The sequence below is a fragment of the Streptomyces sp. NPDC088147 genome (assembly GCF_044741565.1).
GTDB lineage: Bacteria > Actinomycetota > Actinomycetes > Streptomycetales > Streptomycetaceae > Streptomyces.
In genome coordinates this window covers 1148779-1163276 of record NZ_JBIUSY010000002.1, presented here as the reverse complement: position 1 = coordinate 1163276, position 14498 = coordinate 1148779, and the positions used below count along the sequence as shown (strand labels likewise).

Below are 14498 nucleotides of genomic sequence, written 5' to 3'. Positions count from 1 at the left end.
TACTTTGAGTATGCGCCCAAGGAGCCCCGACGCGCCATGCCCGGCCACCGACGGGCGCCCGGATCACCCCTCCCGGAGCCGCGGTCAGTGCCGGGGAGAGCGCCGCCACGGGCCGGTGATGGCCAGCATGATGCCCGGCTCCTGGATATTGGCGAACAGCGTGCGGCCGTCCGGCGAGAACACGACCCCCGTGAACTCGCTGTCGTTGAGGTCATTGCGCGCGATGGGGTACGTACGTCCGCGCTCGGTCGCCCCGAAGAGATGCTGGAGGCCCTCGCCGTCCTCCGCGATGACCAGCCCGCCGTACGGCGAGACGGTGATGTTGTCCGGCCCGTCGAAGGCGCCGTCCTTCCCCGGGTCGGCGTTGACGCCCAGCAGCACCTTCAGCGTCAGCGTGCGGCGGCGCGGGTGGTAGAACCACACCTGTCCGTCGTGCGGCACGCCGGGGCTCTCGTCACGGGCGTACGAGGAGACGATGTACGCGCCGCCGTCCGCCCACCACATGCCCTCCAGCTTCCGGGCGCGGGTGACGTCCTCGCCGTCGAACTGCTCCCGTACGGCCACGGTCCCGCCGTCCCGGTCCGGCACGTCCACCCAGTCCACGCCGTAGACGGTGCCGATCTTCGTGGCGCGCGAGAGGTCGTCCACGAACCGGCCGCCCGCGTCGAAGCAGCGGGGCGCCTGGAGCACCCCCGCGTCATCCGCGAGCCGGCGCAGCTGCCCCCGCCCGTGCTTGAAGCCGTGCGGCGGGACCCAGCGGTAGAAGAGCCCGTTGGGCTCGGAGGCGTCCTCCGTCAGATAGGCGTAGCCGGTACGGGGATCGATGACCACGGCCTCGTGGTCATAGCGGCCGAACGCCTTGATGGGCCGCGGGTCCCGGTTGGCACGACGGTCGTACGGGTCGACCTCGAAGACGTATCCGTGGTCCTTGGTCATCCCGTTCTCGCCGGCCCGGTCGGAGTTCTCCTCACAGGTGAGCCAGGTGCCCCACGGGGTGCGCCCGCCCGCGCAGTTGGTGGAGGTGCCGGCGATACCGACCCACTCCGCGGTACGGCCGTCGCGGTGCGTCTCGACGATCGTGCAGCCCCCGGCCGCGGCGGGGTCGTAGACCAGCCCCTCGGTGAGCGGCACCGGGAACTCGTAGTCGCCCCTGGGACCGTCCAGTTCGTGGTTGTTGACCAGCAGCACCACCCCGCGGGGCCCCTCGAACGTGGCGGTGCCGTCATGGTTGGACGGGGTGTCCTCGCCGGTCTCCAGCTTGGTCACCCCGCTGTGCGTGATGACCCGGTACGCGAATCCGGCCGGCAGCGCGAGCATCCCACGCGGGTCGGGGACGAGCGGCCCGTAACCGGGCGACGGCGCGGGCCCGGAGGCGACCTCGGGAGCGTCCTCCGCCGCCAGCGCGCCGGGCGCGGTGGCGAACGCTCCGGTGGCTCCGGTAAGGACGAACCCCGCCCCGGTCAGTGCGGATCTTCCGGTGAATTCCCTGCGGCTCAGCGGCATCGCGGTCTCCTGAAGGGGCACGGGGGGTCAGGGGTACGCTCCCGACGCTCCCGCCCGCGGATAAACAGCGCTTGAACACCGCCCGACATCGAGAGGCCCGCTTTCCCATGAATCTGCCGTCCACCGGCCGCCGCGTCCTCGTCAGCGGCGCGTCCCGCGGCCTCGGCCGCGCCGTCTCCCGCGCCTTCGCCGCGCAGGGCGACCACGTCGCCGTCCACTACGCGACCCGCTCCGCCGACGCCCGCCACACCCTGGAATCGCTGGCCGGCACCGGCCACACGCTGGTGGGCGGCGACATCTCCGACCCGGCGGGCGCGGCGCGGGTCGCGGACGAGGCGGCCGAGGCGCTCGGCGGGATCGACGTCCTCGTCAACAACGCGGCCGTCAACGAGCCCCACCCGCTGCCCACCACGTCCTACGACGACTGGGCGGCGGCCTGGCAGCGCCACCTGTCCGTCAACCTGCTGGGCACGGCCCTGCTCAGCCATCGCGCCGCCCGCTCCATGATCGACCGCGCGACGCCGGGCCGGATCATCAACATCGGCTCCCGCGGCGCGTTCCGCGGCGAACCGGACCACCCGGCCTACGGCGCGACGAAGGCGGCGGTCCACGCCCTGGGCCAGTCCCTGGCGGTCTCCCTGGCCCCGCACGGCATCGCCGTCGCGTCCGTGGCCCCGGGCTTCTTCACCACGGAACGCGTGGCGTCCCGCCTCACCGGCGAGGAGGGCGAGTCGATCCGCGCGCAGAGCCCGTTCGGGCGGGTGGGCACGGCGGAGGAGATCGCGGGGGCGGTGGTGTGGCTGGCGTCGCCGGGGGCGGAGTGGTCGTCGGGAACGATCCTGGACCTCAACGGAGCGTCGCACCTGCGGTGAGCGGGCGTGGTCCGGGTCCGCCTCGGCGGCGGCGCGCGTACGTCGCCGGGTGCGGACTCGCGGTCCGGTGCGCGCTCGTCTCCGGCTGAGGCAGTTGGTGCGGTGCGGGTTGTCGCCGGCGGCGGGCCGTGGGTACGGGTGCGTTTCGGCTCGGGCCGGTTTTCGTGTGCGGGTTGTCGCCGGGCTCCGGGTGCGTTTTGGCTCGGGCCGGCGGTCGTGTGCGGGTTGTCGCCGGGTGGCGCTCCGGGGCTCGCGCCCGGGACTGCATGATTTACGGCGCGCAGCTGCCCTGACGATGGTTCGGGCGTCCGCGCGCCACAAATCACGCTCTACGTCCCGGACACGACCCCTGCGCGCCCCCCTTCACCGCCCGTCACCGACAGGCCCGGCCGTGCGCGGGGCGGGCGGGGGAGGCGGCGGCACACTCCCGCACCCGGCCTCGGCAGGGAACGATTGGCGGACCCCAGCAGCCCACTTCCACCCGGCCTCGGCAGGGAGTGACTGGCGGACCGCACCAGCCCCACTCACCCCAGCCGAGACGGCGGTTGGCCGGGGCCGCCGGGCCGCACCAGCCCACTTACCCCAGCCGAGATGGCGACTGGCCGGGGCCACCGGGCCGCACTCGACCCCACACCTCCCACCAGGTCGCCGGGTTGCAGGGACCCACCGGGGGGAGGGGGTCGGGGGCGTAGGAGGTGCGTGTCCGGACACTAAAGCGTGATTTGTGGCGCACGGACGCCCGAACCATCGTCAGGGCAGAGTCGCGCCGTAAATCATGCCGTCCGGACATGTACCTCCGGAGGCCCCGGCCCCCGGCCCAGCCCACAGACCGCAACCCGACGACCGCACCCCCCGCCGGAGGCGCACCCCCCTACCCCCGCGACCTCGCCTTGAACGCCGCCTTGCGCGCGTCCTTCGACACCGCCCTGTCCCGATGCAGCCTCCCCATCGCCTCCAGCACCTCCGCCGTCGCCGGATGCTCCACCCGCCACGCCGCCTCGAAGAACCCGCTGTGCTGTCCCACCAGGCCCTCGACCAGCTCCTGGAGCTCGTCCGGCTCCCCCTCCGCGTCCAGCTGCGCGGCGATCGTGTCGATGGCGAGCCAGAAGATCATCGACTCGGGCGGCGGCGGCACGTCGCCCGCGCCCAGCTCGGCCAGCCAGACTCGTGCCAGGCCGCCCAGTTCGGCGTCGTCCAGGACCTCCCGTACCGCGGCCTCCGCCTCCGCGCCCACCAGGGACAGCGCCTGCTGGCAGTGCAGGCGGCGCAGTGGCGCGCCCGGGTCCGTGCCGCGTGCGGCGGCGAGGAGTTCGTGTGCGGCGTCGGCCGGCGCGCGCCGGGTCAGCCACTGTTCGGTCTCCGCGCGCGCGGACAGCTCGGGGAAGTGCGCGACGCCGTCCAGCAGCGCGTGCGCGTCCTTGTCCGCGAGGTCGCCCACCGCGGGCGCGTCGACCCCCGCCTCCAGCATCCGGGACCTGATCCCGTAGAGCCCGAGCGGGGTCAGCCGGACCATGCCGTACCGGGCGACGTCCTCCTCGCCGACGGGCAGCGACGCGTCAGGGCCGTCCTCCGTGTCCTCCACCATCAGCGCCTCGTCGACAGGTACGTACGAGACGAGTCCGATCGGCTCCAGCAGCCGGAACTGGTCGTCCAGCCGCATCATCGCCTCGGACACCTGCTCCAGGATGTCGTCGGTGGGCTCGCCCATGTCGTCGGGCACGATCATCGACGCGGCGAGGACGGGCAGGGGTACCGGCCCCTCGCCGCCGCCTTCCACGAGGGTGAGGAGGTAGAGGTTGCCGAGGACGCCCTCCAGGAACTCCGCCTCCAGCTCCGGGTCCCAGTCCAGCGAGGCGAGATCGATCTCGCCGTCGTCGCCGATGGCCGCGGCCAGATCGTCCAGCACGGGCGCGGTCGCGTCGGCGAAGACGACGTCCAGGGCGTCCAGCCAGAGCGAGAGGATGTCCTGCGGGCCGCCGGAGGTGAGCACTCCGAGCTGCTCGCCCGCGGTGACATGGCCCTCGGTGTCGGGGGCGGCGGCGTCCGGCCCGGCGTTCTCGTCCGGGTCGTCGACCTCCACGAGGCCCGTGTCGACCGCCACCCGCCATGCCTCGCTGGCGTACGCCTCGCCGTCGCCCTCGGAGAGCTCGTCCCCGAGGCCGAGCACCTCCGCCGCGGCGGGCAGCTGCTCGTCGACCAGCTCGCCGCCGGCTCCCACGCGCGTCGTCGGCCCGGCCCAGCGGGCGAGGCGTACCGCGCGGGCGAGGAGTGGCGCGGCGAGCGCGTCCCGCGCCAGCTCCGCTTCCGAGAGCAGTCGCACCGGCGGCAGGGTGGGGCGGTCTCCGGGCATCTGGTGGTTCTCCTTGTGGCGTACGCGGTCGATGCGGCCCCCAGCGTAGACGCATTTGGACGTATGCCACCCGGTTCATGTACTCGACAACGGCCGGACGCCCGGGGGCCCTTGACAACTGACCGTCGCAGCCAAGAGATTGACGCGCGTAGAACACCCCTCCCTCATCTTCCGGAGTGCCTTCATGCCTTCTTCCGTACCGAGAACGGCCGCTGTCCCCGCCCTCGTCGCCCTCGCGATGGCCTCCGGGCTGCTCGCGGGCGCGGGCGCCCCCGCCTCCGCCTCCTCCGGGATCCGGATCCACGGCATCCAGGGGACCGGCCGGATATCCCCGCTGGTGGGGACACCGGTGGCGGAGGTTCCCGGCATCGTCACCGGAGTGCGGACCTCCGGTTCCCGGGGGTTCTGGATCCAGGACCCGCGGCCCGACCGCGACGACGCCACGAGCGAGGGCGTCTTCGTCTTCACCAACTCCGTGCCGACCGTCGCCGTGGGCGACGCGGTGCAGGTCTCCGGCACGGTCGGCGAGTACATCCCGGGCGGCGCGGCCTCGGGCAACCAGTCGGTCACCCAGATCGCCTCGCCGACGGTGACGGTCGTCTCCTCCGGCAACCCGCTGCCCGCGCCGGTCGTGATCTCGGAGAGGTCCGTGCCCTCGGCGTACGCGCCGCAGGGTGACCCGGCGGCGGGCGGCAGCGTCAACGGCCTGCGGCTGAAGCCGCGCCACTACGCGCTGGACCTGTACGAGTCGCTGGAGGGCATGAACGTCCGTATCGGCAGTTCCCGCGTGGTCGGCGCGACCGACCCGTACGCGGAGCTGTGGGTGACGGTCAAGCCGCGGGAGAACGACAACCGCCGCGGTGGCACGGTCTACGGGTCGTACACCTCGCAGAACACCGGCCGGCTCCAGATCCAGCAGCTCGCGCCCGCGGCCCAGAGCCCGTTCCCGGCGGCGAACGTCGGCGACACGCTGTCCGGTGTCACCGAAGGCCCCCTGGACTACAACCAGTTCGGCGGCTACACACTCGTCGCCCGCACGCTGGGCACGGTCACGGACCGGAAGCTGAGGCCCGAGACCACCCGCCCGCAGCGCGGGAGCGAGCTGGCCGTCGCCACGTACAACGTCGAGAACCTCGACCCCTCCGACCCGCGGGAGAAGTTCGACGCGCTCGCGGGCGCGGTCGTACGGAACCTCTCCTCGCCGGACATCCTGGCGCTGGAGGAGATCCAGGACAGCACGGGCGCGACGGACGACGGCACAGTGTCCGCCGAGGAGACCATCGTGAGGTTCACGGCCGCGATCACCGCGGCCGGCGGCCCCTCCTACGCCTGGCGCACCATCGACCCGGAGAACAACAAGGACGGCGGCGAGCCCGGCGGAAATATCCGTCAGGTCTTCCTCTACAACCCGGCGCGGGTCTCGTTCACCGACCGCCCCGGCGGGGACGCGACGACGGCCACGGGCGTCGTCCGCACGAACGGCCGCGCGGCGCTGACGCTCTCTCCCGGCCGGGTCGACCCCGCCGACGCCGCCTGGACCACCAGCCGCAAGCCGCTGGCCGGGGAGTTCACCTTCCGCGGCCGCACGGTCTTCGTCATCGCGAACCACTTCGCCTCGAAGGGCGGGGACGAGAGCCTGACCTCGCACCACCAGCCGGTGAACCGTTCCTCCGAGGTCCAGCGGCTCCAGCAGGCCCGGTCGGTGAACGCGTTCGTCAAGGACATCCTCGCGGCGCAGCGGGACGCGGACGTACTCGTCGTCGGTGACATCAACGACTTCGAGTTCTCGGCGACGGCCAAGGCGCTGGCCGACGGCGGCGCGCTGTATCCGGCGATCAAGTCCCTGCCTGCGGCGGAGCGTTACTCGTATGTCTACCAGGGCAACTCCCAGGTCCTGGACCAGATCCTGACCAGCCCTTCGATCACCTCCGGTGCGTTCGACTACGACAGCGTGCACATCAACGCGGAGTTCGCCCGGCAGAACAGCGATCACGATCCGCAGGTCCTGCGTTTCCGCCCCTGATAAGCCGCGGTGGTCCGGCCCTACCCCACACGCGGCCGGGCCACCGCACCCGGCGCGCCGCCCGCCACGGCCGAGCAGGCGGCGGCGCCGCGCTCAGCCGGCGCCGAGGCTGATCGCGGGGGTGTACCGCGTCACCGTGCTGCGCTTCAGCCCGGGGTAGGACCGCACCCGCTTCCACAGCTCGGTGGCCGAACCGACCCCGTCCCCCGGGGCGTTGAGCGCGTCGATGTGCGCCTGCGCGCTCTCCCACTCCGCGTAGTTGAGTACGCGTGTGCCGTCGGCGCCGAGATGGAAGTGCGCCGAGATCCCGCCGGGGTGCGTGTCCGGATCACCGTCGAGGGCCTCGAAGACCGTGTCGACCCAGCTCTTCCGGCGTTCGGTGTCGGGCCCCTCGAACTCCACGTCCACGAGCACGACACAGCCGGGCACCCTGGTCTCCCCCTCCGCCGGGGTCCGGCTGCGGTACAGCTCGTACGGGTGCAGCCCCACCCGCTCGATCCCGGGCACGGCGGCGTCGATCTCGGCGTTGCGCTCGTCCCGGAAGGTGCGGGCGAACGCGTCGTACGCCTCCTGGTCGCGCCACTGCGAGTAGTGGCGCAGGGTGCCCCCGTCGTCGCCGGTGAGGACGCTGTACGAGAGCAGCCCGACGTCCGGCCACTCCCTGCTCCGCCAGGCCCGGGTGATGGCGTCGACCGTGGCCCGCTGCCGCTCGGGCGTGCCGACGCGCCATGTGCTGACCAGGACGAGCCCCACGCCGGGGCGGGTGATCTCGGGAACGGTGCCGAGGCGCACGGACATGGTGGAACCTCCTCGTGGCGCACCCCCGCGGTGCGCCTCCGACCACCATGTTCAAATATGAAGTGCGGTTGAGGTCAACGGGCCGCAGCCACCGTCGTCCCGTCAGACCACGACGTCGAACCACGGCCGGCGCGTGGTGGCCCAGTGCGCCACCCAGCCCGCGAAGCCGTCTTCCGCGGTGGTGTGCCCGAGAGCCGCTCCGAACGGCGCCGCGCCCACATCGCTGATGGTCCAGATCCGCCCCCGGTGCGCACCGCTGACGACGAGATGCCAGTACATCCCGCAGCCGTCCGTCCCCAGCACCACGCTCCCGTAGTTGGAGACCTCGTCGATGAGCGGTTCTATCTCCTCGTACGGCCGCGGGTCGTCCTCCCACACCCATGCCTCGGTGAGCGGGAAGGGCTTCGCGAGATCCCGCTGTGTCTGGTCGCATCCCCAGTCGGCGGGCAGCGCCGCCAGGGGTATCAGCCCGTCGACATCGGCGGGCCCGTCGCTGCAACCGTCGCAGATCTCCGCGACCAGCGTGCGGTACGGCTCGGGCAGGACGATTCCGTGCTCGCGCTCGAAGGCGCGCACCCCGTCCCAGCCCAGAGGCGGCAGGCAGCCCTCCGACGGGAAGGCCGCGCGCAATGCGGCGAGTTCACCCTCGTCGGCCGCGCCCTCCACGGCGTCGCCCCGGCCTGTCGCACCCTGGTCGGCATCGCCCCGATCGGCGTTTTCGGTGTCCATCTCTCCATGCCCTCCATGTCTCCGTTGCACCAGCACCCACTGACAGTCCGGCCTCTGCTACCCCGAAGCGCCTTGCGGCACGCGGTAGTCGGAGGCACGGCCGCCCTCGGATCCGCGTACGGCTGTCGCGAGCGTGGGGGGCGATAACACCAGGAGCGGTGAGGAGCGGAGCGTACGCGTCATGGTACGCATCCTGCCCCATTCCGAACGGCCCAGCGATCACTCTTCGGTGCCGATATCGGATGCGGGTGCACGGGCTCCGGCCCGCCTGTTCAGGACGGTTCCGGGGTCTCCTCGACCGTCCACGCGGTGACGTGCAGTTCGCCGTCGGACCCGATGTCCACGGGCAGCGGGAGCGTGTCGCGTTCCTCGCCCGGCGCCGCCGCGACGACCACGTAGGAGCCGGTCGAGTGGGCCCCGGACTCGGTGATCCGGTTGTTCCACCGCAACCCCGACCGCGCGGACTCCCCCGGCGCCAGGGTCAGTTCCCTCGGTCCCTGGTCATCGGCCGCGCCGGTGCTCCCGTTCTCCTGGATCAGTTTCAGGCCGACCGGCTCGCGGTCCTCGTCCAGGACACCGATCTCCGGGTAGCCGTTGACGCGGTAGGGCTTCGTCCCGCAGTTCCGCAGCCCGATCGACACGGCCCGGATCCCCATGGCGGCGTTCACGATGTCGTGGCTGATCGCCACCCCCGAGGCGAGGCAGCGGCCGGGGCCGGTGGCCTCCCAGGGCTCGGGGCTCCCGGACCCCTGGAACGTGTCCCGCGCCGCGTCGAACTCGTTCCTGATGTCGGAGCATCCGGTCGCCCCCGCGATCAGGACCAGCGAGCCCGCCGCCATCGCGGCCGTTCGGCATATCCGTGCCATGCGATCCACTCCCCCGCCCGCCCCCTGCGGGGCACCCGTCCCCCGCCCCCTGCGCGGCACTCGCCGATCATGCCAGACGGCCGGGACCACCGCCTTTAGCATCGCTTCACCCTCACCCGAAGCAGATCTAAGTGGACCTTCACAGTCGCTCGGCGGACACTGCCACCATGAGCACTCCTCGCCCCTTCGGCCGCGCCCTCTGCGCGATGGTCACGCCGTTCACCGCGGACGGCGGGCTGGATCTGCCCGGCGCCCGCGAACTCGCCGCCCGGCTCGTGGACGAGGGGTGCGACGGGCTGGTCCTCAACGGCACCACCGGGGAGTCGCCCACCACCACGGACGCCGAGAAGACCGCTCTCGTCCGCGCGGTGTGCGACGAGGTGGGCGGCCGGGCCGCCGTCGTCGCGGGCGTCGGCAGCGCGGACACCCGGCACACCCTGGCCCTCGCGCGGGCGGCCGAACAGGCCGGGGCCGACGGCCTGTTGGTGGTCTCCCCGTACTACAGCCGCCCGCCGCAGGCAGACGTGGAGGCGCACTTCCTGCGGATCGCCGACGCGTCGGGCATCCCGCTGATGCTGTACGACATCCCGGGCCGCACCGGCACCCGCGTCGAGCCCGCGACCATGCTCCGCCTCGCCGCGCACCCGCGCGTCGTCGCCGTGAAGGACTGCGCGTACGACCTGCTCGGCAGCTCGCACGTGATCGCCCGCACCTCGCTCGCGTACTACTCCGGGTGCGAGGAGCTGAATCTGCCGCTCTACGCGGTCGGCGGCGCCGGATTCGTCAGTACGGTCGCCAACGCCGCGCCCCGCCCGCTGCGCGCCGCGCTCGACGCGTACGACGCGGGCGCGGTCACCGAATCCGTACGGTTCAACCAACTCACGCTTCCCCTGGCCGAGTTGATGATGGCCTCGGGGCTCCCCGGCACGGTCACCGCGAAGGCGCTGCTGGGCGCGCTCGGCCGGCCCGGAGGACCGGTGCGCGAACCGCTGCGGCCCGCCGGCCGGGAGACGGCCGACGGGCTGCTGGAGGCGTACGGGGAACTCGTCGGATCCACCGCCGCCCCGGCCATGCTCCGTTGATACCCGCCGTGATCGGCCGGGACCGGTTGTGGCTGATCAGTTATGGCTGATCAGTTATGGCTGTGGAGCACCTCGTTGAGACCGTCCCAGACCGCGTTGTTCGGACGGGCCTCGACCGCGCCGGTCACCGAGTTGCGGCGGAAGAGGATATTGCTCGCGCCGGACAGCTCACGGGCCTTGACGATCTGGCCGTCGGGCAGCGTGACGCGCGTACCGGCCGTGACATAGAGGCCCGCCTCGACGACGCACTCGTCGCCGAGCGCGATCCCGATGCCCGCCTCGGCGCCGATCAGGCAGCGTTCGCCGATGACGATGCGCTCCTTGCCGCCGCCGGACAGCGTGCCCATGGTGGAGGCGCCGCCGCCGATGTCCGAGCCGTCGCCGATGACGACGCCCGCCGAGATCCGGCCCTCGACCATGGAGGTGCCGAGGGTGCCCGCGTTGAAGTTGACGAAGCCCTCGTGCATCACGGTGGTGCCCTCGGCGAGGTGCGCGCCGAGCCGTACGCGGTCCGCGTCGGCGATCCTGACCCCCTTGGGGGCGACGTAGTCGGTCATCCGCGGGAACTTGTCGACGGAGGTCACCTGGAGGTGCAGCCCCTCGGCGCGGGCGTTGAGCCGTGCCGTCTCCAGCGCGTCGACGGCGACCGGGCCGAGCGAGGTCCAGGCGACATTCGCGAGCAGGCCGAAGATGCCGTCCAGGCTCTGGCCGTGCGGCTGGACGAGCCGGTGGCTGAGCAGATGCAGTCGCAGATACACGTCGTGCGTGTCCAGCGGCTTGTCGTCGAGCGAGGTGATGACCGTACGGACAGCGACGACCTCGACCCCGCGGCGGGCGTCGGGACCGATGGCTTTGGCCGCGCCCTCTCCGAGCAGTTCCACGGCGCGCTCGGCGGTCAGCCGCTCGGTGCCGGCCGGGCCGGGCTCGGCGGAGAGCGCGGGGGCGGGGAACCAGGTGTCGAGGACGGTGCCGTCCCCGGCGAGGGTGGCGAGGCCGGCGGCGACGGCGCCGGTGGTGCGGGAGGAACTGAGGGAAGACGTGTCGGTCATGCCCCGAACTTAACGGTCCCGGCGGGGCGCGGGCGAACCGGTCTCAGGTGACGGGCGCAGCGGCACGCGATCTTCGGCCCGGAAGGGGGAACGGAGAAGAAGGAACGGACCGGACGGACGGGACGGACGGGACGGACGGGACGGACGGGACCCTTCAGGCCCACGCGGGGTCAGCCCGCCGACGGGATCAGCCGCGTCAGCATCGCGCGGGTGTGCTCGCCGTCGTACACCGCGTCCGTGAGCAGCACTTGGAGGCAGATCCCGTCCAGCAGCGCGACCACGGCCCGCGCGGTGAGGGGATCGGTGCGTCGGGCCACCTCGTCCCCGAGCGCGGCGCACCACTCCCCCGCGACCGGGCGCAGCGCGGGCCGCCGCAGCGCCGCGAGATACAGCTCGTACTCCAGCTCCACGCCGGTACGGTCCCCGGCGAGCCACTCCCCGGTGATCCGGGCCAGCTCACCGGCGAGGTCGCACCGCGGGTCCGCGAGGGATCCGCTCTCCCGCACGGCCGCCGCGAAGCTGTCGTTCGTCTGCCGCAGCGCGGCGATCAGCAGTTCGTCGAGCGAGGCGAAGTGGTACGTGGTGGAGCCGAGGGGCACATCGGCCTCGGCGGCGACGGTGCGGTGGCTCAGTCCGGCGATACCGCCGCGCCCGACCACCCGGATCGCGGCGTCGATGATCCGCTGGCGCCGGTCGGGGTCGTAACGGCGGGTCATCAGTGGGCTCCTCCGAGGTTGAGCACGACGACGCCCGCGATCACGAGGGCGATGCCCAGCAGTTTCGCCGGCGCCGGCGACTCGTTCATGAAGACCATCCCGATGGCGGCGATGGCGGCCGTGCCGACACCGGCCCAGATCGCGTAGGCGGTGCCGATGGAGATGGTCTTGAGGGTCTGCGCGAGCAGGGCGAAGGCGATGACATAGCCCACCACGGTCACCAGTGAGGGCCACAGCCGGGTGAAGCCCTCGCTGTACTTCATGGCCGACGTCGCGGCCACCTCCGCCGCGATCGCCGCGGCCAGCAGTCCGTATCCCATGCGTACGAGAGTACACATCGATGCGTACGGCCGTACACACCTCCGGTCGGCCCTCCTGTCGGACCCAACGGTTACGGTGTGTCATCCGGATCGGAGCAGCGGGAGCGGAGCAGCGCGGTGGCACAGGGCACGACGGGGTGGGGCGGCGGTGGCGGGCACGGAAGTGGTCCCGGCGGGCCGTACGGGAACGGGCCCGGCGGGCCGTACGGAAGCGGTCCTGGTGGGCCGTACGGGAACGGGCCGTACGGAAGCGGGCCCTACGGCTGGGGCGGCTGGGCGCCTCCGCCGTCGCCGCCCAAGCCCGGGGTGATACCCCTCGCCCCGCTCGGCCTCGGCGACATACTCGGCGGCGCGTTCGCCACCATGGGCACGTACTGGAAGCAGTTGCTGGGGGTGGCCGCCGCGGTGTACGGCATGGCCATGGCGGCCGTGGCGATCGCGCTGGCCGTCGCCTACGCCATGGTCGGCGACCAGCTGCGCGCGGTCGTCGACACCCCCCACGGCGTGGATCCGTCCTGGGCCGAGGTCCGGCCGCTGCTGATCGCGTTCGGCTGCGTCTGGCTCTTCGGCCTGGGGATGCTGCTGGCCGCCAACGCGCTCGTCCAGGCCGCCTGCCCCTCGGTCGTACAGAGCGCCGTCCTGGGCCGCCCCACCACCTTCGGCGCGGTCTGGCGCCGGGCACTCTCCCGGTTCCCGGCGGTTCTCGGCGCCGTCGTCCTCAGCGGGCTGATCGCCGTCCTGCCGGTGGCCCTGCTCATCCTGGGCTTCACCGCCACGCTGATCACCTACCTCTCCATGGACGGCTCGCCCGCCACTCTGTTCTGGCTGATCCCGCTGGGCTTCCTCGGCGCCCTGGCGATCACGCCGCCGGCGGTCTGGCTCTGGGTCCGTCTCAGCCTGGCCCCGGCGATCGCCGTCATCGAATCCCGCGGGCCGCTGGCGTCCCTGCGCCGCTCGGCCGGCCTGGTGCGCGGCGCCTGGTGGCGGATCTGCGGCATCTCTCTGCTGGCCTTCGCCATGGCGTCCGTCGCGGGCTTCGTCGTCCAGCAGCTGATCAACGCGCTGACCGCCTTCGGCAATCTGCTGACCCCCTCCGTCCTCGACGGTGACCCGACGGTCGGACAGATCCTCGTGGCCGTGAGCGGCTTCCTGCTGCTGATCCTGGTCGCCCAACTGATCATGCAGTTCCTCACGACGACCTTCCCCCAGCTGGTGCTGAACCTGCTCTACGTCGACCGGCGCATCCGCACCGAGAACCTGGCCCCCACCCTGGCCGAAGCCGCCGCAACCCGGGCCCACGGCTGAACGAGCCGGTCCGAGGCGGCAGAAGGGCCCCTTGATCCGGCCGGATCAAGGGGCCCTCTCGCGCGGTCCGACGCTCAGACGTTGAAGCCCAGGGCGCGCAGCTGCTCGCGACCGTCGTCGGTGATCTTGTCCGGGCCCCACGGCGGCATCCAGACCCAGTTGATCTTGAGTTCGTTGACGATGCCGTCCGTCGCCGCCTTCGCCTGGTCCTCGATCACATCGGTCAGCGGACACGCCGCCGACGTCAGGGTCATGTCGAGGGTGGCGATATTGGAATCGTCGATGTGGATGCCGTAGATCAGGCCGAGGTTGACGACGTCGATGCCCAGTTCGGGGTCGACGACGTCGTACAGCGCCTCCCGGACCTCGTCCTCCGAGGCCGGCTTGATCGTCAGGGTCTCGTTCTCGCTCATGCCGTCTCCTTCGTCGCGCTGTCGCCCAGGGCCTGGGCCGTCGCGTCCTTCCACGCCATCCAGCTCAGCAGCGCGCACTTCACGCGGGCGGGGTACTTCGAGACGCCGGCGAACGCGATCGCGTCCTCCAGCACCTCTTCCATCGCGTCGTCGGGTTCCAGCTGCCCCTTCGACTGCATCAGCTCCAGGAACGTGCCCTGGATCTTCTGCGCCTCGGCCAGTTCCTTGCCGACCAGGAGGTCGTTCAGCACGGACGCGCTGGCCTGGCTGATCGAGCAGCCCTGGCCCTCGTACGACACATCCGCGATCAGCGAACCCTCGTACCGGACACGCAACGTGATCTCGTCACCACACGTCGGATTGACATGGTGCACCTCGGCGTCGCCGTCCCGGAGACCGCGCCCGTGCGGGTGCTTGTAGTGGTCCAGGATGACGTCCTGGTACATCGAATCCAGCTTCACGAACTGCCCCT

14 protein-coding genes are annotated in these 14498 nt (G+C 72.1%); 4 read left to right on the top strand and 10 right to left on the bottom strand.

Features of this window, described 5'->3' with window-relative positions:
• Positions 1 to 84 precede the first annotated feature (84 nt).
• Complete coding sequence (locus ACIOGX_RS10340) at positions 85 to 1503, bottom strand: alkaline phosphatase PhoX (RefSeq protein WP_384766321.1); 1419 nt, start codon at positions 1501 to 1503, stop codon at positions 85 to 87.
• 107 nt (positions 1504 to 1610) lie between these two features.
• On the opposite strand from ACIOGX_RS10340, the gene ACIOGX_RS10335 reads away from it, so the two are divergent.
• The gene (locus ACIOGX_RS10335) at positions 1611 to 2375 is read left to right on the top strand and encodes an SDR family oxidoreductase (RefSeq protein ID WP_356517213.1); all 765 of its coding nucleotides are present in this window, start codon (positions 1611 to 1613) and stop codon (positions 2373 to 2375) included.
• An 871-nt stretch (positions 2376 to 3246) separates the two neighbouring features.
• Here ACIOGX_RS10335 and ACIOGX_RS10330 read toward each other — a convergent pair.
• Positions 3247 to 4725 (bottom strand): hypothetical protein, encoded by a 1479-nt coding sequence (locus ACIOGX_RS10330; RefSeq protein WP_383971135.1) that lies wholly within the window; start codon positions 4723 to 4725, stop codon positions 3247 to 3249.
• Between the two features lie 184 nt (positions 4726 to 4909).
• Here ACIOGX_RS10330 and ACIOGX_RS10325 point away from each other — a divergent pair, with 184 nt between their 5' ends.
• Complete coding sequence (locus tag ACIOGX_RS10325) at positions 4910 to 6748, top strand: endonuclease/exonuclease/phosphatase family protein (protein WP_401911854.1); 1839 nt, start codon at positions 4910 to 4912, stop codon at positions 6746 to 6748.
• A gap of 93 nt (positions 6749 to 6841) precedes the next feature.
• Here the strand turns inward: ACIOGX_RS10325 and ACIOGX_RS10320 are convergent, their stop codons facing one another.
• The 3 genes from ACIOGX_RS10320 to ACIOGX_RS10310 form a co-directional block, all read right to left on the bottom strand.
• Positions 6842 to 7546 carry an antibiotic biosynthesis monooxygenase gene (locus ACIOGX_RS10320; protein WP_401763383.1) on the bottom strand — a complete coding sequence of 235 codons (705 nt, stop codon included), beginning with the start codon at positions 7544 to 7546 and terminating at the stop codon, positions 6842 to 6844.
• Between the two features lie 102 nt (positions 7547 to 7648).
• The gene (locus tag ACIOGX_RS10315; RefSeq protein ID WP_356517205.1) at positions 7649 to 8275 is read right to left on the bottom strand and encodes an SMI1/KNR4 family protein; all 627 of its coding nucleotides are present in this window, start codon (positions 8273 to 8275) and stop codon (positions 7649 to 7651) included.
• 272 nt (positions 8276 to 8547) lie between these two features.
• Entirely contained in the window at positions 8548 to 9141 is a 594-nt protein-coding gene (locus ACIOGX_RS10310) for a DUF4232 domain-containing protein (protein WP_401911850.1), read from the bottom strand.
• 167 nt (positions 9142 to 9308) lie between these two features.
• On the opposite strand from ACIOGX_RS10310, the gene dapA reads away from it, so the two are divergent.
• Entirely contained in the window at positions 9309 to 10223 is a 915-nt protein-coding gene (dapA, locus tag ACIOGX_RS10305) for a 4-hydroxy-tetrahydrodipicolinate synthase (RefSeq protein WP_401911848.1), read from the top strand.
• Positions 10224 to 10273: 50 nt separating this feature from the next.
• Here the strand turns inward: dapA and dapD are convergent, their stop codons facing one another.
• From dapD to ACIOGX_RS10290, 3 genes are all read right to left on the bottom strand, one after another.
• Positions 10274 to 11272, bottom strand: a complete 999-nt coding sequence (gene dapD / locus ACIOGX_RS10300) for a 2,3,4,5-tetrahydropyridine-2,6-dicarboxylate N-succinyltransferase (RefSeq protein ID WP_401911845.1) — start codon at positions 11270 to 11272, stop codon at positions 10274 to 10276.
• 170 nt (positions 11273 to 11442) lie between these two features.
• A complete protein-coding gene (locus ACIOGX_RS10295) occupies positions 11443 to 11988 on the bottom strand; it encodes a TetR family transcriptional regulator (protein ID WP_356517197.1) in 546 nt (181 codons plus the stop codon).
• Entirely contained in the window at positions 11988 to 12308 is a 321-nt protein-coding gene (locus ACIOGX_RS10290; RefSeq protein WP_129769633.1) for a multidrug efflux SMR transporter, read from the bottom strand. Before ACIOGX_RS10290 ends, ACIOGX_RS10295 begins: the two co-directional genes overlap by 1 nt.
• 78 nt (positions 12309 to 12386) lie before the next feature.
• On the opposite strand from ACIOGX_RS10290, the gene ACIOGX_RS10285 reads away from it, so the two are divergent.
• Complete coding sequence (locus ACIOGX_RS10285) at positions 12387 to 13613, top strand: hypothetical protein (protein WP_401911841.1); 1227 nt, start codon at positions 12387 to 12389, stop codon at positions 13611 to 13613.
• A 74-nt stretch (positions 13614 to 13687) separates the two neighbouring features.
• On the opposite strand, the gene ACIOGX_RS10280 is transcribed toward ACIOGX_RS10285, so the two are convergent.
• Both ACIOGX_RS10280 and sufU read right to left on the bottom strand, forming a co-directional pair.
• Complete coding sequence (locus ACIOGX_RS10280) at positions 13688 to 14026, bottom strand: metal-sulfur cluster assembly factor (RefSeq protein WP_129769630.1); 339 nt, start codon at positions 14024 to 14026, stop codon at positions 13688 to 13690.
• Entirely contained in the window at positions 14023 to 14487 is a 465-nt protein-coding gene (sufU, locus tag ACIOGX_RS10275) for a Fe-S cluster assembly sulfur transfer protein SufU (protein ID WP_356517193.1), read from the bottom strand. Before sufU ends, ACIOGX_RS10280 begins: the two co-directional genes overlap by 4 nt.
• Between the last annotated feature and the right edge of the window lie 11 nt (positions 14488 to 14498).

What these genes read in the sequence shown, in the direction of transcription:
- ACIOGX_RS10340 (WP_384766321.1), bottom strand. Translation starts at nt 1,503, where the DNA reads ATGCCGCTGAGCCGCAGGGAATTCACCGGAAGATCCGCACTGACCGGG.
- ACIOGX_RS10335 (WP_356517213.1), top strand. Translation starts at nt 1,611, where the DNA reads ATGAATCTGCCGTCCACCGGCCGCCGCGTCCTCGTCAGCGGCGCGTCC.
- ACIOGX_RS10330 (WP_383971135.1), bottom strand. Translation starts at nt 4,725, where the DNA reads ATGCCCGGAGACCGCCCCACCCTGCCGCCGGTGCGACTGCTCTCGGAA.
- ACIOGX_RS10325 (WP_401911854.1), top strand. Translation starts at nt 4,910, where the DNA reads ATGCCTTCTTCCGTACCGAGAACGGCCGCTGTCCCCGCCCTCGTCGCC.
- ACIOGX_RS10320 (WP_401763383.1), bottom strand. Translation starts at nt 7,546, where the DNA reads ATGTCCGTGCGCCTCGGCACCGTTCCCGAGATCACCCGCCCCGGCGTG.
- ACIOGX_RS10315 (WP_356517205.1), bottom strand. Translation starts at nt 8,275, where the DNA reads ATGGACACCGAAAACGCCGATCGGGGCGATGCCGACCAGGGTGCGACA.
- ACIOGX_RS10310 (WP_401911850.1), bottom strand. Translation starts at nt 9,141, where the DNA reads ATGGCACGGATATGCCGAACGGCCGCGATGGCGGCGGGCTCGCTGGTC.
- dapA (WP_401911848.1), top strand. Translation starts at nt 9,309, where the DNA reads ATGAGCACTCCTCGCCCCTTCGGCCGCGCCCTCTGCGCGATGGTCACG.
- dapD (WP_401911845.1), bottom strand. Translation starts at nt 11,272, where the DNA reads ATGACCGACACGTCTTCCCTCAGTTCCTCCCGCACCACCGGCGCCGTC.
- ACIOGX_RS10295 (WP_356517197.1), bottom strand. Translation starts at nt 11,988, where the DNA reads ATGACCCGCCGTTACGACCCCGACCGGCGCCAGCGGATCATCGACGCC.
- ACIOGX_RS10290 (WP_129769633.1), bottom strand. Translation starts at nt 12,308, where the DNA reads ATGGGATACGGACTGCTGGCCGCGGCGATCGCGGCGGAGGTGGCCGCG.
- ACIOGX_RS10280 (WP_129769630.1), bottom strand. Translation starts at nt 14,026, where the DNA reads ATGAGCGAGAACGAGACCCTGACGATCAAGCCGGCCTCGGAGGACGAG.